The following is a 20518-nucleotide window of genomic DNA, read 5'->3' as shown; positions in this document are numbered from 1 at the left end:
TATCGAGAGGAGTGACCTCGGCATGCCCGGAAACAGGACAAAGGGGTTCTGCGCGTCGGCCGTCGCACTGGCACTGTGTGCCGTGCTGGCGGGCTGCGGAGGATCCGGGGAGTCCGCAGGCGGCGGCACAGTGGTGCTGCGCTACACGTGGTGGGGCAACCCCGACCGCGCGGAACGCACCGAGAGGGCCGTCGCGCTGTTCGAGCAACAGCACCCCGACGTCGACGTGGCGACGTCGTTCTCCGGCTATGACGCCTACAAGCAGAAGCTCGCCACCCAGGCCGCCGGCGGTGACGCCCCGGACGTGATGCAGCTGGACTACCGCCAGATCGACCAGTACGCCTCCGGCGGAGTCCTGCTCGACCTCGCGCGACAGAAGTCGGTCCTGCGCACCTCCGAGATCGACCCGGGCCTGCTCGCCACCGGCCGTGTCGACGACGTCCAGTACGCGATCCCGCAGGGCCGCGGCACCGAGACCGTCGCCTACGACGTCCGGACCTGGAAGAAGTCAGGTGTCCCGCTGCCCGGCGAGAGCTGGACGTGGAGCCAGTGGGCCGACACCATGCGGGCCCTCGCGCAGAAGACCGGCAAGCCCGGGGCGACCGACCCCGGCCAGAGCGAGGACGCCTTCGAGGTCTGGCTGCGCGGCCAGGGCAAGGCCCTCTACACGAAGGACGGCAGGCTCGGCTTCACCGCCGCCGACCTCACCCGCTGGTGGACCTTCACCGACGAGCTGCGCCGCGAGGGCGCCGTCTCGCCCGCCGAGCAGACCACCCAGCTCGACGGCTCCGTCGAGAACACCCCGCTCGGACGCGGCACGGCCGTCACCGACGCCAACTGGGACGCACCGGCGAGCGGCTTCGTCGCCCTGATACCGACCGGCGTCGCCCTCGCGCCCATGCCGTCCGGCGAGGACGGCACACCCGGCCAGTACTTCAAGCCGTCCATGTTCCTGGGCGTCTCGGCCGGCACCGGCCACCCGAAGGAGGCGGCCCAGCTCGTCGACTTCATGATCAACGACCGGGAGGCCGCGAAGATCCTCGGCGCGAGCCGCGGCATCCCCGTCAACGAGACGATCCGTGCCGGGATCGGCCCGCAGCTCAAGGACTTCGACAAGACCATCGCCGGCTTCCAGGCGTCGCTGGAGGGCAAGCTCAAGGACCCGCCCCAGGCCCCGCCCTCGGGCGACAACGCTCTGCAGAGCACCTTCCAGCGCGACTACGACCAGGTGTCCTACGCGCGCATGTCGCCCCGCGAGGCGGCCGAGAACTACGTCACCGAGGCGAAGGCGGAGCTGAGGTCATGACCACCACCGCGATCCCCCCGGAGGCGAGGCACGCCCCGGCCACCGCCCCCAAGCGCCGCCCCCAGCGCGAACGCGAGGGCGCCGCCTGGGTGTTCCTCTCGCCCTGGGTGCTCGGCGCCACCGTCCTGACCCTGCTGCCGATGGCCGTGTCGCTGTACCTGTCGTTCACCGACTACGACCTGTTCACCCCACCGAAGTGGGTGGGCCTGCGCAATTACGTGCAGATGTTCACCGAGGACCCGCGCTACTGGCGCTCGGTCGTGACGACCCTGACGTACGTCCTCGTCGCGGTGCCCCTGCAACTCGCCCTCGCCCTGGTCGTCGCCCTCGCCCTGAAGGGCATGAAGCGCGGCAAGGGCTTCTACCGCTCCGCGTTCTACGCGCCTTCCCTGCTCGGGGCGTCGATGTCCATCGCGCTCGTCTGGCGGGCGGTCTTCAACGACGGCGGCACCGTCGACAACCTGCTCGGCACCGGCGGCTGGGTCAACAAGCCCGGCTGGGCCCTGCTGGCCGTGGCCCTGCTGACGGTGTGGCAGTTCGGCGCCCCGATGGTCATCTTCCTCGCCGGGCTCCAGCAGATCCCCGCCGAACTCTACGAGGCGGCGGCGGTCGACGGGGCCGGGAAGTGGCGGCAGTTCCTGTCCGTCACCGTGCCGATGCTGTCCCCGGTGCTCTTCTTCAACCTGGTCCTGCAGACCATCCAGGCCTTCCAGGTGTTCACCCCCGCCTTCGCCGTCAGCGCGGGCAAGGGCGGACCGGCCGACTCGACCCTCGTCTACACCATGTACCTCTACGACCGCGGCTTCGTCGCCTCCCACATGGGCTACGCCTCCGCCATGGCCTGGGTGCTCCTCCTCGTGATCGGCATCGTCACGGCGGTGCTGTTCCGCACCTCGCGCTCCTGGGTCTTCTACGCCTCCGAGGGGGACCGGTGACCTCTACGACCCTTGTCCGCAAGCCGGTTCGGTGGGGCCGCGTCGCCCTGCACGTGGGCTGCCTGGCCGCCCTGCTCGTCATGCTGTACCCGCTGGCCTGGCTGCTGGCCACCTCGCTCAAGCCCGCCGACGCGGTCATCGCAAGCCTCGACCTGCTGCCCAGCCACCTGGAGTGGTCCAACTACAAGACCGCCCTGGACGGCGTGAACGACGTCTCCATCTGGCGACTGCTCGGCAACTCCCTGCTGATCGCGGGCGGCGCGGTGGCCGGCAACGCCATCAGCTGCTCGCTCGCCGCCTACGCCTTCGCGCGCCTCAGGTTCCGTTTCCGCGGGCCGCTGTTCGCCTTCATGATCGCCACGATCATGCTGCCGCACCACGCGGTGCTGATCCCGCAGTACATCATCTTCAACCAGCTCGGTCTGGTGAACACCTACTGGCCGCTGATCCTGCCGAAGTTCCTCGCCACCGAGGCCTTCTTCGTCTTCCTCATCGTCCAGTTCATGCGCGGCCTGCCGCGCGAGCTGGAGGAGGCGGCCCGCATCGACGGCTGCGGACCCTTCCGCAGCTTCTTCCAGGTCGTGCTGCCGCTCACCCGGCCGGCCCTGATCACCACCGCCATCTTCACGTTCATCTGGACCTGGAACGACTTCTTCACCCAGCTCATCTACCTCTTCGACCCGGACAAGTTCACGCTCACCCTGGCGCTGCGCTCCTTCGTGGACGCCTCCAGCACCTCCGCGTTCGGCCCGATGTTCGCCCTGTCGGTGATCGCGCTGCTGCCGATCGTGCTGTTCTTCCTCGCCTTCCAGCGGTTCCTGGTGGAGGGCATGGCCAGCTCCGGAGTCAAGGGGTGAGCGGGATGCCGACACGTGAGGCGGGCGAGGTGTTCGGCCCGCGCATGACGCTGTTCGCCGACGTGCTGAGCGTCGGACTCGCCACGGCCGTGGCCTGTCTGCCCCTGCTGACGGTCCCGGCCGCCCTGTCGACGGCGTGCGCCGTGCTGCGCGGCGTGGGGCAGGAGCAGCCCGTCACCGCGGGGCGGTACTTCGCCCTGCTGCGACGGCGGTTGCGCGCGGGTGACCTGGTGGCGGGAGCCGTCGCCCTCGCGGGCCTGCTGCTGCTCGCCGCCGACCTGGCGCTGGCCCGGGCCGGGTTGCCGGGAGCGCCGCTGTTCGCGGTCGCGGCCGCGGTGATCGGTGGGTGCGCGGCACTGGTCGGTCTGCGGGCCTGCGGACGACCCGAGTCGCTCACCGACTGGCGGGCGGCGGTGCGCGGCGCCGGGCGGGACGCCGTGGCGGACGTGGGCGGCAGTGGCCTGGTCCTGCTCGCCGTGGCGACGGCCGCGCTGTGCGCCTGGATGCTGCTGCCGCTGGCCTTCCTTGCGCCCGGACCCCTGGCCCTGGCGCTCACCGCCGTCGACGTACGCCGGTCCGCTGCGCGGCCTTTTGCCCGGCCGACTCCGGCACCGGAACGGCTGGGTGGCACCGCCAGGCCGTGAGCGTTCGGCTGACGGCCTGTCAGTGCGTGTCCCCCGGGCGCGGGGCACAAGCCCCGCGCCGTCCGATACCGCAGCTGACGACACCGCACGGCCGACCCCCGAGCACTTGCCCGGCTCAGCGACGTCCGTGCCAGGGGGAACCGCGCTGGAACCGTCTGAACCCGGCCTCAGCCGCGTACGAGCCCGCCGATGCTGATCCGCGGCCAGGAACGGGCCGCCGTGAGAAGGGCCTGTGTCTTCGCCGAAGGGGTGGCCGCTGCCGCCGCCAGGGCCGCTGCCGCGCTCGCGATGCCGAGGACCGCACCCGCTGCCACGTCGCCCGGGTAGTGCACGCCCGTGTGGACGCGCGAGTAGCCGACGGCGCTCGCCAGCGCTCCGAGCGGGACCGCCGCGGGCGGCAGGACCACGCCGACGGCGGTGGCGAACGCGACCGCCGACGCGGTGTGCCCCGACGGGAACGAGGCCGAGGTCGGCATCTTGACGTGCCGGTCCACCGTCACCCGCGCTGCCTCCCGGTCGGGCCGCGCCCGGCGCACCAGGCGCTTGCCGAGCAGATTGGCGGAGGCCGACGCCACGGCGATCGCGCCGACGCCGGCCAGGGCGGCCTTGCGCGGCCGCTTGCCGCTGAGGGCCAGGACCGCGGCGATGCCGAACGAGATCTTGGAGTGATCGGCCGCGTGGGACAGGTGGCGCAGCGTCCGGTCCAGGGTCGGCGTGGGAGTGGCGGCCACCGCCGCGTACAGGGCGCCGTCCACGGCCCTGAGATCGCCGAACACGGCACTCAGGAGCCGGCCGGCTCCGCCCTCGGGCTCCCGGGCGTTCCGGAGCGGACGGGGGGCGTCCGCGTCTGTGATCGTCGGATCGGTCATGTGCTTCTCCCCGCAGTGGCCTTCCCCAGCAAGGTACCGGCTCACGCCCGGCGCACGCTCGGCGCCCCTGCGAGCCGGTACCCCCCGAGTGCCCGGACGGCGGACGGCCACCCCCGTGAGCCGCGACACTGAGCACATGTCACCTCTGCCCCGCAGGGTCCTGCGCGCGCTGGAGCGTTTCCACGCCGCCCGCCCCTGGGACCACAACGCCCACTTCCACCCCTGGATCCTGCGGCAGCTCCCCGGGCGGGTGGGCAGCGCCCTGGACGCGGGATGCGGCACCGGCGACCTGACCCGGCTGCTGGCCCGCCGGGCGCAGCGCGTGCACGGCATCGACGCCGACCCGGAGATCACGGCCCGGGCGCGGGAACTGACCCCGGCGACGGCCCCGGTGACGTACACGGCGGCCGACGCGCTGACCGGGCTGGGCGAGCGGTCGTACGACGTCATCACCTGCCCCGCCGCCGTCCACCATCTGCCCTTCGAACAGGCGCTCAGGACCTTCCGTGACCATCTGGCGCCCGGCGGCACCCTGGTGATCGTCGGCGTGGCCCGGGAGCGGACGCCCGTCGACCGTCTGCTCGGCATCGCGTCGGTCCCGCTCAACATCGTCATGGCGCTGCTGGGGAACCGGGGCCGCCCCGTGCCCCGCCCGGTCTCGATGACCGCCCGCACCCGTCCGGCGGACCTGACCTTCACCGAGATCGCGCGTCAGGCCCGGGCCGTCCTCCCCGGCGTCCGCCTGCGCCGGCGCCTGCTCTGGCGCTACACGCTCGTGTGGCGCCGCCGGTGACCCGCCGGCGCCTCAGCCGGCGGCCCGGAAGGTGCGCAGCCGCAGTGAGTTGCCGACCACGAAGACCGACGAGAAGGCCATGGCCGCCCCGGCGATCATCGGGGTGAGCAGGCCGGCCGCGGCCAGCGGCAGGGCCGCCACGTTGTAGGCGAAGGCCCAGAACAGGTTCGAGCGGATGGTGCCGAGCGTGCGGCGGGCGAGCCGGATGGCGTCCGCCGCGGCCCGCAGGTCGCCGCGGACGAGGGTCAGGTCGCCGGCCTCGATCGCGGCGTCCGTGCCGGTGCCCATGGCGAGGCCCAGGTCGGCCTGGGCGAGAGCCGCCGCGTCGTTGACGCCGTCGCCGACCATCGCCACCGACCGGCCCTCGGACTGCAGCCGCTTCACGACGTCGACCTTGTCCTGCGGGAGCACCTCGGCGATGACCTCCTCGATGCCCACCTCCCGGGCGACCGACCGGGCCACCGCCTCGTTGTCCCCGGTCAGCAGGATCGGCGTGAGCCCGAGTGCCCGCAGCCGGCCGACCGCCTCCGCGCTCGTGTCCTTCACCGCGTCGGCCACCTCCAGCACCGCACGCGCCGCACCGTCCCAGGCGACCGCGATGGCCGTGTGCCCGGCCTCCTCGGCCGCCGCCCCGGCCCGGGCCAGCACCTCGGGAAGCCCCATCGCCCAGTCGGCCAGCAGCCGCTCCCGGCCGACGAGCACCGCGTGGCCCTCGACGACGCCCTGCACACCGAGCCCGGGCACATTGGCGAAGTCCTCGGGCGTCGGCAGCGCACCCAGCTTCTCCAGCGCCCCGTCGGCGACGGCCCGGGCGATCGGGTGCTCGGAGGAGTGCTCCAACGCCCCGGCGAGCCGCAGCACTTCGGCCTCGTCCGTGCCCTCGGCGGTGTGCACGGCCAGCAGGGTCATACGGCCGGTCGTGACCGTGCCGGTCTTGTCCAGGACGACGGTGTCGACCCGGCGCGTGGACTCCAGGACTTCCGGGCCCTTGATGAGGATGCCGAGCTGGGCGCCCCGCCCGGTGCCCACCATCAGCGCGGTCGGCGTGGCAAGACCCAGGGCGCACGGGCAGGCGATGACGAGGACGGCGACCGCCGCGGTGAAGGCGGCCGTCAGCCCGACGCCGTTGCCCAGCCAGAATCCCAGCGTGCCCAGCGCGAGGGCGATCACCACCGGCACGAACACGGCGGAGATCCGGTCCGCCAGCCGCTGCGCCGCGGCCTTGCCGTTCTGCGCGTCCTCCACGAGCCGGGCCATCCGGGCCAGCTGCGTGTCGGCGCCCACGCGCGTGGCCCGTACGACGAGCCGCCCGCCGACGTTGATCGTGGCGCCGGTGACCGGGTCGCCCGAGCCCACCTCCACGGGCACGGACTCGCCGGTGAGCATCGAGGCGTCCACGGCGGAGGAGCCCTCGACGACCGTCCCGTCGGTCGCGATCTTCTCGCCGGGCCGGACCAGGAAGCGGTCACCGGCCTTCAAGTCCGTGACGGGGACGGTCTCTTCACGGCCGCCGTCCCGCAGCACCGTGACGTCCTTCGCGCCCAGTTCCAGCAGCGCCCGCAGCGCCGCACCCGCCCTGCGCTTGGCACGGGCCTCGAAGTAGCGCCCGGCCAGGATGAAGGCGGTCACGCCGGCGGCGGCTTCCAGGTAGATGTTCCCGGCGCCGTCCGTGCGCTCGATGGTCAGCTCGAAGGGGTGCGTCATGCCCGGCGTCCCCGCGGTGCCGAGGAACAGCGCCCACAGCGACCACAGGAACGCGGCCGAGGTGCCCACAGAGATCAGGGTGTCCATGGTGGCCGCGCCGTGCCGCGCGTTGGTGAACGCCGCCTTGTGGAAGGGCCACGCCGCGTACGTCACGACCGGCGCGGCCAGGGTGAGCGACAACCACTGCCAGTACTCGAACTGCAACGCCGGAATCATGGCCATGGCCACCACGGGGACCGACAGCACCACGGCCGTGACCAGACGCTCGCGCAACGGCCGCAGCTCGTCGGCCCCGGGGGCCTCGCCGGTCTGCTCCGCGGGGGGTGCGGGCTCCTGCGCGGTGTACCCGGTCGCCTCGACGGTGGCGATGAGGTCGCCGACGGAGACGCCGCCGGAGTAGCTGACCTTCGCCTTCTCGGTCGCGTAGTTGACGGTGGCGGTGACCCCGTCCATGCGGTTGAGCTTCTTCTCGACGCGCGCCGCGCAGGAGGCGCAGGTCATGCCGCCGATGACGAGCTCCACCTCGGCGTCCGTGCCGGTTGTCGTACCGGTGCTCATGGCTCAGACCCTCCCGGTCAGCTCGTAGCCGGCCTCGTCGACGACCTCGGCGATCACGCCGTCGTCGGGCTCGGCGGCACCGGTGACGGTGACGTGGCCGCTGCCGAGGTCGACCTCGACGCCGCTGACGCCGTCCAGCTCGCCGATGACCTTGGCCAGCGTGGCCTTGCAGTGGCCGCAGGACATTCCGGAAACGGCGTAGGTGGTGGCGGGCATCTGGTGCCTCCTCTGGGTGGATCCAACAGCTGCGTGTATACGGGGCGGGGGTATGCCTCCGCCGACTTCATATATACCCCTGAGGGGTATACGATGCAAGCGCCGGAACAACTTGACCAGATACCCCCCAGGGGTATTGTGAAGTGCATGGAGGCCCCGCATCCGAGCGGGAAACCCGGTACCTGAAGGAGCCGACGGCCATGAACACCGGACTGAGGATCACCACCTTCGCCGCCGCGCTGGCGGTGACCTTCGGCGCGGCCTATGGCGTAGGACAGGGCGTCGGCCCCGTCGTCGCCGACAGCCCGCCGAAGCACCAGGGCGAGCACACCCGGCCCGCGCCGGAAGGGGAGAAGGGCGGCCACGCCGGCCACGGCACGCCCCCGGCCGGCGGGCTGCAGATTTCCGAGGGCGGCTACACCCTCGACCTCCGGACCCCGCGCGTCACCGCGGGTGAACAGGCCGACCTGCGCTTCACCGTCCGGGACGCCGACGGCCGCGCGGTCACCGCCTACCAGCGCGAACACGACAAGGAACTGCACCTCATCGTGGCCTCACGCGACCTGGTCACCTACCGCCACCTGCACCCCACCCGCGCCGCCGACGGCACCTGGAGCACCCCCGTGGACCTCCCCCGCGCGGGCGGCTACCGCGTCTTCGCCGACTTCACCCCGGCCGGGAAGGACGCCGAGAACCTCACCCTCGGCGCTGACCTCGCCGCCTCCGGCCCCTACCGGGCCCGGCAGCTGCCCCCGGAGAGCGGCACGGCCCGGGTCGACGGCTACGAGGTGCGGCTGACCGGCGCCCCGCGCCCGGGCAAGGCGAGCGAACTGAAGCTGACGGTCTCCCGCGACGGCAAGCCCGTCACCGGCCTCCAGCCCTACCTCGGCGCGTACGGCCACCTGGTCGCCCTGCGCTCCGGCGACCTCGCCTACCTGCACGTCCACCCGAACGGCGAACCCGGCGACGGCACGACCAGTCCCGGCCCGGACATCTCCTTCACGGCCACCGCGCCCAGCTCCGGCGCCTACCGCCTGTTCCTCGACTTCAAGCACGACGGCAAGGTCCACACGGCGGCGTTCACCGTCCGGGCCGGGGGAGCGGCACCCGAGTCCGGTACCCCCGAGGGGCATGCGGACGACGGTCACGGGCACTGAGCGTCAGCCCAGCGCCCGGTCCAGGTTGAAGGCCGCGCTGATCAGCGCGAGGTGCGTGAACGCCTGCGGGAAGTTGCCCTGCTGCTCGCCGGTATGACTGATCTCCTCGGCGTACAGGCCCACATGGTTGGCGTACGTCAGCATCTTCTCGAAGGCCAGGCGCGCCTCGTCGATCCGGCCGGCGTGCACCATCGCCTCGACGTACCAGAACGAGCAGATGGAGAACGTGCCCTCGTCGCCGCGCAGCCCGTCGGGGCTGGAGCGGGGGTCGTAGCGGTAGACCAGCGAGTCGGACACCAGCTCCTCGGTGAGCACGTCCAGCGTCGACAGCCACTTCGGATCGGTGGGGGCGATGAACTTCGTCAGCGGCATCATCAGCACGGCCGCGTCCAGCACGTCACCGGCCTCGTGCTGGACGAACGCCCCGCGCTCCTCGGACCAGCCCCGGCTCATGATCCGCCGGTAGATCGTGTCGCGGCACTCCCGCCAGCGCGGCAGGTCGGCCGGCAGGCCGCGCCGGTTGGCCATCCGGATGGCCCGCTCGATCGCCACCCAGCACATCAGCCGCGAGTACAGGAAGTTCCTGCGCCCGCCCCGCGTCTCCCAGATCCCCTCGTCGGGCTGGTCCCAGTGCGCGCACACCCAGTCCACCAGCGCGCACACGTCGTCCCAGTGACCGCTGGAGATGGGCTTGGCCCACTTGTCGTAGAGGTAGATCGAGTCGATCAGCGCGCCGTAGATGTCCAGCTGGAGCTGGTCGGCGGCCGCGTTGCCGACCCGCACCGGCGCCGAGCCGTGATGTCCCTCCAGATGGCCGAGGGTGCGCTCGGGCAGCTCCGTGCGTCCGTCGATGCCGTACATGATCTGCAGCGGTCCGGACGTCTTGCCGTCACCCGGGCTGATGTGCCGGGTCACGAAGTCCATGAACGCCTCGGCCTCCCCCGTGAAGCCCAGCCGCAGCAGGGCGTAGACGCAGAACGCCGCATCGCGCACCCACACGTACCGGTAGTCCCAGTTGCGTTCCCCGCCGAGCTCCTCGGGCAGGCTCGTCGTCGGCGCGGCCACGATCGCCCCGGTCGGCGCGTACGTGAGCAGCTTCAGCGTCAGCGCCGAGCGGTGCACCATCTCCCGCCAGCGGCCCTTGTACCGGGACGCCGCCAGCCAGCGCCGCCAGTACGCCACCGTCGCCGCGAACTGCTCCTCCGCCTCCGTGCGGGCGCAGCGCCGGGGCGTCACATCGCCGCCGACCTTGTCCAGCGCGAACACCGCCGAGTCGCCCTCGGAGAGCTTGAAATCGCCGCACACGTCCGGCCCGTCGGCCTCCAGCGGCACGGTCGCCGTCAGCGCGAGCGTCAGCCGCTCGCTCTCGAACTCCGCGGTGTCGCCGGTCATCCGGACGGTGTGCGGCAGGGAGCCGTAGTCGAACCGGGGCGCCACCCGCGTACGGAACGGGATCGAGCCGCGCACGCACACCACCCGCCGGATCAGCCGGTGCCGCTCCGCCTCGGCCCGCCCGCCGCCGACCGGCATGAAGTCCTGCACCTCGCCCACCCCGTCCTCGGTGAAGAACCGGGTGATCAGGACGTTGGTGTCGGGAAAGTAGAACTGTTTGGTCCGGGCCGGCACGGTCGCCGCCAGCTCGAAGCAGCCGCCCCGCTCCGCGTCCAGGATCGACGCGAACACGCTCGGCGCGTCGAAGGCCGGACAGCAGTACCAGTCGATCGTGCCGTCGGTCCCCACCAGGGCGACGCTGCGCAGATCGCCGATCAGCCCGTGCTCGGCGATCGGTACGTACCGGCCGCCCGGCACGCCCCGGTCCTGTGCCGTTCCGCCCATGACAGCCTCCCTGCCGGTAGGCGCCTCAGCCCAAGCCTAGAGCCGCCGTCGGCGGACCGCCGCTGCCGAACCGCTGCCGGACCGCCGCCCTCAGACGGTGACGACCCGCAGCCCGGCCTCCTCGAAGCGCCGCACCGCCTCCGGGTCGGCCGCGGTGTCCGTGACCAGGATGTCCACCGCATCGGCCGCGCAGATCCGGGCGAAGGCCCGCTGCCCCAGCTTGCTGGAGTCGGCCGCGACCACCACCCGTTCCGCCCGCTCGCACAGCAGCCGGTTGATCGCCGCCTCCGCCTCGTCGTGCGCCGCGGCGCCGTGCGTCACGTCGAACGCGACGACACCGAGCACCGCCACGTCGACGGTGATCTGCCCGAGCACCCCGTCCGCGAGCGGCCCGACCAGCTCGTACGACTGTGCCCGCGCCACCCCACCGGTCAGCACGATCTTGAACTGGGGCCGCACGGCCAGCTCGTTCGCGATGTTCAGCGCGTTCGTCACCACGGTCAGCGCGGGCGCCTCGGACCCCAGATCCCCGCGCACGGCCAGCGCTCGCGCCACCTCGGTCGTGGTGGTCCCCCCGGTCAGCCCGACCGCCTCGCCCGGCGCCACCAGCTCCGCCACCGCTTTGGCGATGCGCTGCTTCTCGGAGGCGTGGCGGGCCGTCTTGTAGCGCAGCGGCAACTCGTACGACACGCCGTGCACGACCGCGCCGCCCCGGGTGCGCACCAGCATCTGCTGCTCGGCGAGTCCGTCGAAGTCACGGCGGATCGTCGCCGCCGACACCCCGAGCTCGGCCGCCGCGTCCTCCACATCCAGCCGGCCGCGCTCCACGAGCAGTTCCAGCAGCGCCTTCCAGCGGGCGTCGCGCGACATCCGCACCTCCACGTCCTCGATCTCCGGGCGACCCTAACGCACCCGAAGCGCCGAATGCTTGATGATGCTCGAAAGGTGGCGCTATCTTGCAGGAACAATCAGAGTGGAGGGTACGGGATGACGCATGTCGAGGACGAGCTGACCAGCCAGCCCGAGTGCTGGGCACGCGCCGCATCAGAGGCGGCCCACCACGCGAAGGTGCTGCCCGCCCCGGGGGAGCGGGTCGCGATCGTCGGCTGCGGCACCTCGTACTTCATGGCGCGGGCCGCCGCGGCCCTGCGCGAGGGTGCGGGCCAGGGCGAGACCGACGCCTTCGCCGCCTCGGAGTTCCCCCACGGCCGCCGCTACGACCGGGTCGTCGCCCTCACCCGCTCCGGCACCACGACCGAGATCGTGGACCTGCTGGGCCGGTTGAAAGGCGCCACCCGCACCACCGCGATCACCGCCGACCCGGACACGCCCGTGCGGAGGGCCGCCGGCGAACTCGCCGTGCTGGACTTCGCGGACGAACGCTCCGTCGTCCAGACCCGGTTCGCGACCACGGCCCTCACCCTGCTCCGCGCCCACCTCGGCCTCCACCCCGACGCGGCCGTCACCGACGGGCGCACCGCCCTTACCGAGCCGCTGCCCGAAGGGCTGGCGGAGTGCGGGCAGTTCACCTTCCTCGGGCGCGGCTGGACCGTGGGCCTGGCCGACGAGGCCGGACTGAAGATGCGCGAGGCCGCGCTGGCCTGGGCGGAGGCCTACCCGGCGATGGAGTACCGGCACGGCCCCATCAGCGTCAGCACCAAGGGCACGGCGACGTGGATGCTGGGCGACGCGCCCGACGGACTCGCCCGACAAGTGCGTGACACGGGCGCGTTGTGGATCGCCGGGCGCCTCGACCCGCTCGCCGAACTCGTCCGCGTCCAGCGTCTCGCGGTCGCCGTCGCCGCGTCCCGCGGACTTGACCCCGACAGCCCGCGCCACCTCACGCGCTCGGTGATCCTCGCACCCTGATCCGAACGACAGGCCCCAGGAGACCCCGTGCCTCTCACCACCACCGGCGACCTCGTCACCCGCGCCGCCGCGGCCGGCTCCGCCGTCGCCTCCTTCAACGTCATCACCCTGGAGCACGTCGAGGCCGTCGTCGCGGGCGCCGAGTCGGCCGGCGCCCCCGTCGTCCTCCAGGTCAGCGAGAACGCGGTGAAGTTCCGCGCCGGACAGCTGCTCCCGCTCGCCCGCGCGGCCGTCACCGTGGCCGAACGGGCTGCCGTACCGGTCGCGTTGCACCTCGACCACGTGCAGAGCGACGCCCTGCTGCGCCAGGCCGCGGACGCCGGCTTCAGCTCCGTGATGTACGACGCGGCCCGCCTGCCCTACGCCGAGAACCTCACCGCGACCCGGGCGGCGGTCGACTGGGCCCACGCCCAAGGGCTTTGGATCGAGGCCGAGTTGGGCCAGATCGGCGGCAAGAACGGCAGACCGCCGCTGGACGCGCACGCCCCCGGCGCCCGCACCGACCCCGACGAGGCGCGGTCCTTCGTCGCCGACTCGGGCGTGGACGCCCTGGCCGTCGCCATCGGCAGCTCCCACGCCATGACCACCCGCACGGCGGCCCTCGACCACGCCCTCCTCAAACGTCTGTCGGCCGCACTGGACGTCCCGCTCGTCCTGCACGGCTCCTCCGGTGTCCCGGACGACGAACTCAAGGCGGCCGTCGCCGGAGGCATCACCAAAGTCAACATCGGCACGGCCCTGAACATCGCGCTGACCGGGGCGGTCCGGGACTTCCTCACCGAACGCCCCGAGGCCGTCGACCCGCGCAGCTACCTGACCCTCGCCCGGGAGGCGATGACCCGAACGGTCGCCAGGACCCTCCAGACCCTGGGCTCCGCTAGCGCTTGACGGCCTTCAGCACCACGAACTTCGGATCGCTCGCGACGAGCCGGCTGTTGCCGAACAGCTTGCGCAGCTTGACGTGGTAGCCCAGGTGCCGGTTGCCGACCACCCACAGCTCCCCGCCCGGCCGCAGCGTGCGCCGCGCCCCGGTGAACATCCGCCAGGCCGTGGCGTCCGTCGTCGCCTGGTGGGAGTGGAACGGCGGGTTGCTGAGGACCACGTCGACACTGCCGGACGGCACGCCCGCCAGACCGTCCCCGACCCGGAACTCGGCATGCCCCGGGGCACCGTTGGCCTTGTACGTCGCCTCCGCCGAGGCCACGGCCTGGAACGACTCGTCCGTGAACAGCACCTCGGCGTCCGGGTCGGCCAGCGCCACCGACGTCCCCACGACGCCGTTGCCGCACCCCAGGTCCACCACCCGGCGGCCCCGTCCCGGCGGCAGATGCCCGAGGAAGAACCGCGTGCCGATGTCGAGCCGGTCGGCGCAGAAGACCCCCGCGTGATTGACGACGGTCCCCCCCGAGGCGGGGCCGATGCCGTCCGGCAGCGTGTAGACGTACGGCCACGGGCCGGCGGGCCGCTCCAGCACCGGATCCGGCGTGCAGAAGATCAGCCGGGCCTTCTTCTCGGCGAGCGAGGTGCGGGTCGGGCCGAGGATCCGCTCGAACAACCGCAGCGTCGAGGTGTGGATCTCCTTCACCATGCCCGTCCCCACGACGAGCGTCCCCGCGTGCACGGCAGGCGCCAGCCGCAGCAACTGATCCTCCAGCAACGCCAGGCTCTTCGGCACCCGCACCAGCAGCACGTCGACCCGCTCCGGCGGCGGATCCTGCGTGGTGAGCAGCCGCACCGCACCCGGCTCGGCACCCGCCCGCGCGAGGTTGGCGCGGGTCGCCTCCTGCGTCAGGAAGGAGTCGCTGATCTGCACCGGCCGGTGCTCCGCGAGCGCCGTGACCAGCGCGCCCCACCGGTCCCCGAAGACCACGACCGTGCCGTCCAGCGGCACCCCCTCCGCGGCCAGATGCCTCAGCAGGTACTCGTCCGAGGCGTCCCAGGCGCGCAGCCGGTCGCGCGGGTCCTCGGGGAAGCGGGTCAGCTCCGGCTCGCCCCACGGCGTCGTCATACGGTCGTTCATCGTGCGACCAGGCTAGCCGAGCCGCAGCTCAGGGCGTGTCGGGCACCATGGAGGGCATGGACGCCGAGCTGTTCCCCAGGCCGCGAGCGCAGATCGCGCCCGGCGCCGTGCACCTGCCCGGCTGGCTGGACGCGGAACACCAGCGGGAACTGCTCGACGCCTGCCGGGAGTGGGCCCGTCCCCCCGCCGGCCTGCGCACGGTCCGCACCCCCGGCGGCGGCACCATGACCGCCCGCCAGGTGTGCCTGGGCTGGCACTGGTACCCGTACGCCTACGCCCGCACGGTCACCGACGGGGACGGCGCGCCGGTGAAGCCGTTCCCGCGGTGGCTCGGCGAACTGGGCCGCCGGGCGGTCCGCGACACCCTCGCAGGACCCGCGCCGGACTACGACATCGCCCTGATCAACTTCTACGACGCCGACGCCCGCATGGGCATGCACCGCGACAGCGACGAAAGGTCCGACGCCCCGGTGGTGTCGCTGAGCCTCGGCGACACCTGCGTCTTCCGCTTCGGCAACACCGCGACGCGCACCCGGCCCTACACCGACGTCGAGCTGCGCAGCGGCGACCTGTTCGTCTTCGGCGGCCCGTCCCGCCTGGCCTACCACGGAGTCCCCCGCGTCCACGCGGGCACGGCACCGCCCGGGCTCGGCCTCACGGGCCGTCTCAACATCACACTCAGGGTCAGCGGCTTCCGGCCCCCGGCCGACCGGAGCCCCGACGCTCCGTGACGCCCGGCGGGGCTGACTCGGCCACCATCCGGCGGATCATGGGAGACTCGCCCTCATGAGCGGGAAGGCGGACCCCCGGCAGGCGGGGGACGGGAGCACCTCAAGGACGCGGCTGGACCGGGGGCGCGCAGCGCTCGGACCCGCGCTGGAGCTCGTCCACACCGGACGCGCGCCGACCCGGGCCGTGCTCACCGCCGAGCTCGGGGTGACCCGTGCGACGGCCGGGGCGGTCGCCGCCGAGCTGGAAGCGCTCGGGCTGATCCGGGTCGACGCCCGGCCCGCCGCCGCGGCCGGATCGCAGGGCAGGCCCTCCCACAAACTGGCCGTCGCCGACGACGGACCCGTCGCGCTCGCCGCGCAGGTGCACGCCGACGGCTTCCGTGCGGCGCTGGTCGGTCTCGGCGGCCGGATCGTCGCCACCGCGCCCGGCTGCGAGGTCGTCGACGCCGACCCGGCCAAAGTGCTCGCCTCCGTCGTCACGGCCGGCGCCGAGCTGCTGCGCGAGACCGGGCTCCGGTGCGTGGGCGCGGGCCTCGCCGTACCCTCCGCCGTCGCCGAACCCGAGGGTCTGGCACTGAACCCTCTCCACCTGGCCTGGCCCGCCGGCGCGCCCGTCCGGGACATCTTCGCCGAGCAGGTGCGCGCCGCCGGCATCGACGGGCCCGCATTCGCCGCGAACGACGTCAACCTCGCCGCGCTCGCCGAGCACCGGCACGGCGCCGGCCGCGGCGCCCGCGACCTGCTCTGCGTGGCCACCGGCCACCGCGGAGTCGGCGGCGCGCTCGTCCTCGACGGCCGCCTGCACCGGGGCAGTTCGGGCCTCGCGCTGGAGGTCGGGCACCTCACCGTGCACCCCGAGGGCCGCCCCTGCCACTGCGGCAGCCGCGGCTGCCTCGACGTGGAGACCGACCCGCTGGCCTTCCTGACCGAGGCCGGACGCGAACCGGGCCCCGAGGTCTCCCTGCTCCAGCAGTCCATCGACCTGATCCGCCACCACTACGACGAGCCGGCCGTCCGCACCGCCGCCGAGGCCATCGTCGACCGCCTCGGCCTGGGCCTCGCGGGCCTGGTCAACATCCTCAACCCGGATCGCATCATCCTCGGCGGCCTGCACCGCACCCTCCTCGACGCCGACCCCGCCCGCCTGCGCGCGGTCGTCGCCGACCGCAGCCTGTGGGGCCAGAGCGGCGGCGTCCCCATCCTGCCCTGCACCCTCGACCACAACAGCCTGGTCGGCGCGGCGGAACTGGCCTGGCAGCCGGTCCTGGACGATCCGCTGGGAGCGCTGTCCCCGCGCGGGTGAACCAGTCGTCGGGCGTGCTCCCGCGATCCTGACCCCACGGGTATCAGGCTTGAGCGCGCCGCCTGCGGGAAGGCGCGCCGCTGAGCGGGCAGGCTGGGGCGCGGGCAGCCGCCCGCGACCGCACCACCGAGGAAGTTGACGCAATGACCCACCAGCTCACCGTGAGCGTCCTGGGCACCGGCATCATGGGTGCCGCGATGGCCCGCAACCTCGCCCGGGCCGGTCACACGGTCCACGCCTGGAACCGCACCCGGGCCAAGGCCGAGCCGCTGGCCGCCGACGGCGTGCGCATCGCCGGCGGCCCCGAGCAGGCGGTGCGGGGCGCCGACGTCGTCCTGACCATGCTCCACGACGCCCCCGCCACCCTGGACACGATGCGCGAGGCCGCCCCCGCCCTGCGCCCCGGCACCGCCTGGGTGCAGTCCGGCACCGCGGGCCTCGACGGCGTCGCCGAGCTGGCCGCCTTCGCCCGTGAGCACGGCCTCCTCTTCTACGACGCGCCCGTCCTGGGCACCCGCCAGCCCGCCGAGGCCGGGAAACTGACGGTGCTCGCGGCCGGGCCGACCGAGGGCCGCGAGAAGGTGACGCCGGTCTTCGAGGCGGTCGGCGCCCGTACCGTCTGGTCCGGCGAGGACGGAGCGGAGGGCGGGGCCACCCGCCTCAAGCTCGTCGCCAACAGCTGGGTCCTCGCCGTCACGGCCGCCGCCGGCGAGGCCCTCGCCCTGTCGAAGGCCCTCGGCGTCGACCCGCACGGCTTCTTCGACCTCGTCGCCGGCGGCCCGCTCGACATGGGCTATCTGCGCGCCAAGTCGGATCTCGTGCTCGAAGGCAGGCTCGTCCCGCCCCAGTTCGCGGTGAGCACCGCCGCCAAGGACGCCCGGCTGATCGTCCGGGCCGGCGCCGACAACGGCGTCCGGCTGGACGTCGCCGAAGCGGCCGCCGCCCGCATGGAGCGTGCGGCCGCACAGGGCCACGCCGACGAGGACATGGTCGCGGCCTACTTCGCCAGCTTCGACGACAAGACCGACTCCTAGGAGGTTCCCCCATGTCCAAGCCGCCGCTGCCGCCCGAGGCCGACGAACTGCTGGGCCGGCCCAACCCGTGCGTCATGGCCACCCTGCGCTCCGACGGCGCCCCCGTCTCCACCGCCACCTGGTACGCGTGGCAGGACGGCCGGGTCCTGGTCAACCTCGACGAGGGCCGGGTACGTCTGAAGCATCTGCGCCGCGACCCGCGCGTCACCCTCACCGTCCTCGCCGGCGACGACTGGTACACCCACGTCACCCTCATCGGCCGCGTGACCGAGATGTACGCCGACGAGGAACTGGCCGACATCGACCTCCTCGCCCGCCACTACACCGGCAAGCCGTACCCCGACCGCGTCCGCCCCCGGGTGAGCGCCTGGATCGAGGTCGACCGCTGGCACGGCTGGGGCTCGATGAAGGACAGCGACCAGGCCGGCGGCTGAGCCGGTGACCGGGCGGGTCAGGGCCATTCGGCCCCGAACGCCCGTCCTGGATTCTCCGTGAGGATGCGCCTCACCAGCTCCTCGCCCACGGCGTGCACGAGCCGGGGCCGCACCCGGCGCAGCAGGCAGGGCATCCCGGGGCCGCCGTCCACCGAGCGGGCGGCGGCCGTGGTGGTGTCCGCGCCCAGCAGCAGCCGGTCGCCGAACCCGGCGTCGGCGAGGGCCCGTACGGCGTCCGGCATCCGCCAGTCCGTGGCGTGGTGGGCGAGTGACGGCCCGTCGAAGGCCAGATAGCAGCCGGACTCGGCCGCCTGCCGGTGCACCACGAGGTCGGGGGAGCGGTTGAGGTGCCCGAGCACCACCCGGTGCGGCGGTACCCCCAACTCGCCGCACAGCAGGTCCAGTACGTCCAGCGCCCCGGTCCCCCTCTCCAGGTGCACGGCGATCGCGGCGCCCGTGGCGTGCTGCGCCTCGGCCGCCGCCGTCATGGTCCAGCGGGCGTGTGCGTCCAGGGTGTGGAAGCCGCCCGCGACCTTCACGAGCCCGGCCCGCACCCCCGACGACCCGATGCCCTCGGTGAGTTCGGAGACGAAGACCTCGGCGAGCCGGCCCCGCAGCCCGGCGAGCGTGTCCTCGTCGTAGTGCACCGCCTGGTGCAGGCCGGTCGCGGCCACCACGTGCACACCCGTCTCCCGGGACAGCGGCGGCAGATCGGCGGCCCGCCGCCCGAGCCCGTACGGCGTCCACTGCACGACGGTCCCACCGCCCTGCTCCCGGAACGCCGCCAGCTCCGCCCGCGCCGCCGCCACGCTGCGCAGCTCCTGGCCGGGCAGCCGGGGACTGCCGAAGAACAGATGGTCGTGGGCGTCGCACACACCCAGGTCTGTGGGGGACACGTCCCCCAGCACCGTGCGGACCGCGCTCACCACCGGCGTCCCCGGGGCAGCCGGTCCCGGCCCGGCGCGGACAGGTGCAGCACCTCGAACACCTCGCCGTCGGCCTGGGGCGTGTCCTGATCCCAGTGCTCCCAGAGGGAGAAGTGCACCAGTTCCCAGCGGTTCGTGTCGACGGCCGCGGCGGCGAGCACGGCCCCGTCCTCCCCGGCCAGCCGCCGGGCTTCGCCCACCGCGTCCGCCGCGGCCTCGGCCAGCGGTCCGCCGTCCGGCACCGGTCGGCGCCGCCGCACCGCGAACCGCGCGCGCGAACCGCCCCCTTCCTCGTACGCGAGCCCCGTCCACTGCCGCACCGACGGCCGCCCGAAGTCGTCACTGACCCCCTGGAACCCGCCGCCCCACAGGAAGCCGTTCATGCCGTCCACGGTGTTCCAGAGGTAGAAGGGCGCGTACTGGTCGACCGGCGAGCCGCGTCGGCCGCGCTCGCGTATCAGGTAGGCCTTGAGGCCGAGCCCGTCCCAGTCGTCGAGCAGGTGCCCGCGGCGGGCGACGCGGTCGCGGATGACGCCCATGTCGTAGCCGGCGGGCAGGGTGAGCTCGTACTGCATGGCGTGCAAGGAGGTCTCCTCAAGAAGTCCGGGGTGCCAGCAGGGAGAGGAGCCCCCGGACCCCCCCGTCGAACGCGGCGGGGGAGCCGGAGGCGCGGGCGAGGACGTAACCGCCCTGGACGGTCGCGACGACCGCCGCCGCGATGTCGCCGCCGTCGAGTCCGGGCGCGAACTGGCCCTGCGCCTTGCCTTCCTCGACGATCCCGGCGATCCGCCCGCGCAGCCAGTCGAGCGTCTCGTCGACCGGCGCGCGCAGCTCCGCGCTCGCGATGACGTCCGGGTCCATCGTCAGCCGCCCGACCGGGCAGCCCCGCAGCACGTCCCGCTCGCGCCGCAGATACGCCTCGATGCGCTCGTACGGCGTGCCCGGGCCGTCGAGTACTCCCGCCGCGGTGGCGCGCATCTCCTCGGCGGTCCGGCGGATCGCGGCCCGTGCGAGGTCGGGCTTGCCCTTGAAGTGGTGGTACATGCTGCCCTGCCCGGCGTCCGCGCGCTCCAGGATCGCCTTGGGACTGGTGCCCACGTAGCCACGCTCCCACAGCAGTTCGCGGGTGGACTCGATCAGCCGTTCCGGGGTGCTCATGTCCGCACTGTACATACCAGTAGTTACAGAAGTCGAGCGCCACGGAGGGAAGGAATGCGGCGCCCGTCTACTCCCCACGGGGTACGGACGGTGCCGCTGGCCGTACGACGACGCGGAGCCCCTGCCGGAGGACTCTCGAAAGCGGCACACACCATCGAGCGATCGAGG

The 20518-nt window shown here is 73.2% G+C and carries 21 protein-coding genes; 12 read left to right on the top strand and 9 right to left on the bottom strand.

The genetic code is table 11. The features are described from left to right. Positions 1–22 precede the first annotated feature (22 nt). Genes OO68_RS05760 through OO68_RS05745 form a run of 4 tightly spaced genes read left to right on the top strand, consistent with a single transcriptional unit; the run spans position 23 to position 3742 of the window. The gene (locus OO68_RS05760; protein ID WP_033307036.1) at positions 23–1306 is read left to right on the top strand and encodes an ABC transporter substrate-binding protein; all 1284 of its coding nucleotides are present in this window, start codon (positions 23–25) and stop codon (positions 1304–1306) included. Further along, on the top strand, positions 1303–2241 hold the full coding sequence (locus OO68_RS05755) for a carbohydrate ABC transporter permease (protein WP_033307035.1): 939 nt from the start codon (positions 1303–1305) through the stop codon (positions 2239–2241). Before OO68_RS05760 ends, OO68_RS05755 begins: the two co-directional genes overlap by 4 nt. Then, positions 2238–3098 carry a carbohydrate ABC transporter permease gene (locus tag OO68_RS05750; protein WP_033307034.1) on the top strand — a complete coding sequence of 287 codons (861 nt, stop codon included), beginning with the start codon at positions 2238–2240 and terminating at the stop codon, positions 3096–3098. The genes OO68_RS05755 and OO68_RS05750 overlap by 4 nt, the downstream gene beginning before the upstream one ends. 5 nt (positions 3099–3103) lie before the next feature. Continuing rightward, entirely contained in the window at positions 3104–3742 is a 639-nt protein-coding gene (locus tag OO68_RS05745; protein WP_051814540.1) for a hypothetical protein, read from the top strand. Positions 3743–3909: 167 nt separating this feature from the next. Here the strand turns inward: OO68_RS05745 and OO68_RS05740 are convergent, their stop codons facing one another. After that, positions 3910–4611 carry a phosphatase PAP2 family protein gene (locus tag OO68_RS05740; RefSeq protein ID WP_033307033.1) on the bottom strand — a complete coding sequence of 234 codons (702 nt, stop codon included), beginning with the start codon at positions 4609–4611 and terminating at the stop codon, positions 3910–3912. A gap of 136 nt (positions 4612–4747) precedes the next feature. On the opposite strand from OO68_RS05740, the gene OO68_RS05735 reads away from it, so the two are divergent. After that, positions 4748–5404 carry a class I SAM-dependent methyltransferase gene (locus OO68_RS05735; RefSeq protein ID WP_033307032.1) on the top strand — a complete coding sequence of 219 codons (657 nt, stop codon included), beginning with the start codon at positions 4748–4750 and terminating at the stop codon, positions 5402–5404. A 12-nt stretch (positions 5405–5416) separates the two neighbouring features. On the opposite strand, the gene OO68_RS05730 is transcribed toward OO68_RS05735, so the two are convergent. Further along, positions 5417–7666 (bottom strand): heavy metal translocating P-type ATPase, encoded by a 2250-nt coding sequence (locus tag OO68_RS05730; protein ID WP_033307031.1) that lies wholly within the window; start codon positions 7664–7666, stop codon positions 5417–5419. Between the two features lie 3 nt (positions 7667–7669). Beyond that, on the bottom strand, positions 7670–7882 hold the full coding sequence (locus tag OO68_RS05725) for a heavy-metal-associated domain-containing protein (protein WP_033307030.1): 213 nt from the start codon (positions 7880–7882) through the stop codon (positions 7670–7672). 200 nt (positions 7883–8082) lie between these two features. Here OO68_RS05725 and OO68_RS05720 point away from each other — a divergent pair, with 200 nt between their 5' ends. Then, on the top strand, positions 8083–9039 hold the full coding sequence (locus tag OO68_RS05720; protein WP_033307029.1) for a DUF8832 domain-containing protein: 957 nt from the start codon (positions 8083–8085) through the stop codon (positions 9037–9039). Positions 9040–9042: 3 nt separating this feature from the next. Here OO68_RS05720 and OO68_RS05715 read toward each other — a convergent pair whose 3' ends face one another. After that, positions 9043–10875, bottom strand: coding sequence for a glycoside hydrolase family 15 protein (locus tag OO68_RS05715; RefSeq protein ID WP_051814487.1), 1833 nt, complete (start codon positions 10873–10875; stop codon positions 9043–9045). A 90-nt stretch (positions 10876–10965) separates the two neighbouring features. Beyond that, positions 10966–11745: a DeoR/GlpR family DNA-binding transcription regulator gene (locus tag OO68_RS05710; protein WP_033307491.1), complete on the bottom strand. Its 780-nt coding sequence runs from the start codon at positions 11743–11745 to the stop codon at positions 10966–10968. Positions 11746–11862: 117 nt separating this feature from the next. Here OO68_RS05710 and OO68_RS05705 point away from each other — a divergent pair, with 117 nt between their 5' ends. Then, positions 11863–12744 (top strand): SIS domain-containing protein, encoded by an 882-nt coding sequence (locus tag OO68_RS05705; RefSeq protein ID WP_033307028.1) that lies wholly within the window; start codon positions 11863–11865, stop codon positions 12742–12744. A gap of 27 nt (positions 12745–12771) precedes the next feature. Then, positions 12772–13632 carry a class II fructose-bisphosphate aldolase gene (locus OO68_RS05700; RefSeq protein WP_033307027.1) on the top strand — a complete coding sequence of 287 codons (861 nt, stop codon included), beginning with the start codon at positions 12772–12774 and terminating at the stop codon, positions 13630–13632. On the opposite strand, the gene OO68_RS05695 is transcribed toward OO68_RS05700, so the two are convergent. Beyond that, positions 13622–14752, bottom strand: coding sequence for a methyltransferase (locus tag OO68_RS05695; RefSeq protein WP_033307026.1), 1131 nt, complete (start codon positions 14750–14752; stop codon positions 13622–13624). The two genes, OO68_RS05700 and OO68_RS05695, sit on opposite strands and share 11 nt — an antisense overlap. Before the next feature lie 68 nt (positions 14753–14820). Here OO68_RS05695 and OO68_RS05690 point away from each other — a divergent pair, with 68 nt between their 5' ends. The 4 genes from OO68_RS05690 to OO68_RS05675 all read left to right on the top strand — a co-directional run bounded on the left by OO68_RS05690 (position 14821) and on the right by OO68_RS05675 (position 18266). Beyond that, positions 14821–15495, top strand: a complete 675-nt coding sequence (locus tag OO68_RS05690; RefSeq protein ID WP_033307025.1) for an alpha-ketoglutarate-dependent dioxygenase AlkB family protein — start codon at positions 14821–14823, stop codon at positions 15493–15495. A gap of 55 nt (positions 15496–15550) precedes the next feature. Beyond that, entirely contained in the window at positions 15551–16798 is a 1248-nt protein-coding gene (locus OO68_RS05685) for an ROK family protein (protein ID WP_033307024.1), read from the top strand. A 143-nt stretch (positions 16799–16941) separates the two neighbouring features. Then, positions 16942–17832, top strand: coding sequence for an NAD(P)-dependent oxidoreductase (locus tag OO68_RS05680; protein WP_033307023.1), 891 nt, complete (start codon positions 16942–16944; stop codon positions 17830–17832). 11 nt (positions 17833–17843) lie between these two features. Further along, the gene (locus tag OO68_RS05675) at positions 17844–18266 is read left to right on the top strand and encodes a PPOX class F420-dependent oxidoreductase (protein ID WP_033307022.1); all 423 of its coding nucleotides are present in this window, start codon (positions 17844–17846) and stop codon (positions 18264–18266) included. 17 nt (positions 18267–18283) lie between these two features. Here OO68_RS05675 and OO68_RS05670 read toward each other — a convergent pair whose 3' ends face one another. Genes OO68_RS05670 through OO68_RS05660 form a run of 3 tightly spaced genes read right to left on the bottom strand, consistent with a single transcriptional unit; the run spans position 18284 to position 20350 of the window. Then, the gene (locus OO68_RS05670; RefSeq protein ID WP_033307021.1) at positions 18284–19192 is read right to left on the bottom strand and encodes a phosphotriesterase family protein; all 909 of its coding nucleotides are present in this window, start codon (positions 19190–19192) and stop codon (positions 18284–18286) included. Continuing rightward, positions 19189–19776: a DUF4865 family protein gene (locus tag OO68_RS05665; protein WP_033307020.1), complete on the bottom strand. Its 588-nt coding sequence runs from the start codon at positions 19774–19776 to the stop codon at positions 19189–19191. Before OO68_RS05665 ends, OO68_RS05670 begins: the two co-directional genes overlap by 4 nt. Positions 19777–19786: 10 nt before the next feature. Then, the gene (locus tag OO68_RS05660; protein ID WP_209442549.1) at positions 19787–20350 is read right to left on the bottom strand and encodes a TetR/AcrR family transcriptional regulator; all 564 of its coding nucleotides are present in this window, start codon (positions 20348–20350) and stop codon (positions 19787–19789) included. Positions 20351–20518: the final 168 nt, after the last annotated feature.

It is taken from the genome of Streptomyces iakyrus, assembly GCF_000717055.1.
Taxonomy (GTDB): domain Bacteria; phylum Actinomycetota; class Actinomycetes; order Streptomycetales; family Streptomycetaceae; genus Streptomyces; species Streptomyces iakyrus.
Note: the sequence above shows the minus strand (reverse complement) of the source record. Positions and strands in the feature narration are given on the sequence as shown.

What these genes read in the sequence shown, in the direction of transcription:
- OO68_RS05705 (WP_033307028.1), top strand. Translation starts at nt 11,863, where the DNA reads ATGACGCATGTCGAGGACGAGCTGACCAGCCAGCCCGAGTGCTGGGCA.
- OO68_RS05660 (WP_209442549.1), bottom strand. Translation starts at nt 20,350, where the DNA reads ATGAGCACCCCGGAACGGCTGATCGAGTCCACCCGCGAACTGCTGTGG.
- OO68_RS05695 (WP_033307026.1), bottom strand. Translation starts at nt 14,752, where the DNA reads ATGACGACGCCGTGGGGCGAGCCGGAGCTGACCCGCTTCCCCGAGGAC.
- OO68_RS05745 (WP_051814540.1), top strand. Translation starts at nt 3,104, where the DNA reads ATGCCGACACGTGAGGCGGGCGAGGTGTTCGGCCCGCGCATGACGCTG.
- OO68_RS05735 (WP_033307032.1), top strand. Translation starts at nt 4,748, where the DNA reads ATGTCACCTCTGCCCCGCAGGGTCCTGCGCGCGCTGGAGCGTTTCCAC.
- OO68_RS05740 (WP_033307033.1), bottom strand. Translation starts at nt 4,611, where the DNA reads ATGACCGATCCGACGATCACAGACGCGGACGCCCCCCGTCCGCTCCGG.
- OO68_RS05755 (WP_033307035.1), top strand. Translation starts at nt 1,303, where the DNA reads ATGACCACCACCGCGATCCCCCCGGAGGCGAGGCACGCCCCGGCCACC.
- OO68_RS05710 (WP_033307491.1), bottom strand. Translation starts at nt 11,745, where the DNA reads ATGTCGCGCGACGCCCGCTGGAAGGCGCTGCTGGAACTGCTCGTGGAG.
- OO68_RS05725 (WP_033307030.1), bottom strand. Translation starts at nt 7,882, where the DNA reads ATGCCCGCCACCACCTACGCCGTTTCCGGAATGTCCTGCGGCCACTGC.
- OO68_RS05760 (WP_033307036.1), top strand. Translation starts at nt 23, where the DNA reads ATGCCCGGAAACAGGACAAAGGGGTTCTGCGCGTCGGCCGTCGCACTG.
- OO68_RS05675 (WP_033307022.1), top strand. Translation starts at nt 17,844, where the DNA reads ATGTCCAAGCCGCCGCTGCCGCCCGAGGCCGACGAACTGCTGGGCCGG.
- OO68_RS05730 (WP_033307031.1), bottom strand. Translation starts at nt 7,666, where the DNA reads ATGAGCACCGGTACGACAACCGGCACGGACGCCGAGGTGGAGCTCGTC.
- OO68_RS05680 (WP_033307023.1), top strand. Translation starts at nt 16,942, where the DNA reads ATGACCCACCAGCTCACCGTGAGCGTCCTGGGCACCGGCATCATGGGT.
- OO68_RS05685 (WP_033307024.1), top strand. Translation starts at nt 15,551, where the DNA reads ATGAGCGGGAAGGCGGACCCCCGGCAGGCGGGGGACGGGAGCACCTCA.
- OO68_RS05715 (WP_051814487.1), bottom strand. Translation starts at nt 10,875, where the DNA reads ATGGGCGGAACGGCACAGGACCGGGGCGTGCCGGGCGGCCGGTACGTA.
- OO68_RS05690 (WP_033307025.1), top strand. Translation starts at nt 14,821, where the DNA reads ATGGACGCCGAGCTGTTCCCCAGGCCGCGAGCGCAGATCGCGCCCGGC.
- OO68_RS05720 (WP_033307029.1), top strand. Translation starts at nt 8,083, where the DNA reads ATGAACACCGGACTGAGGATCACCACCTTCGCCGCCGCGCTGGCGGTG.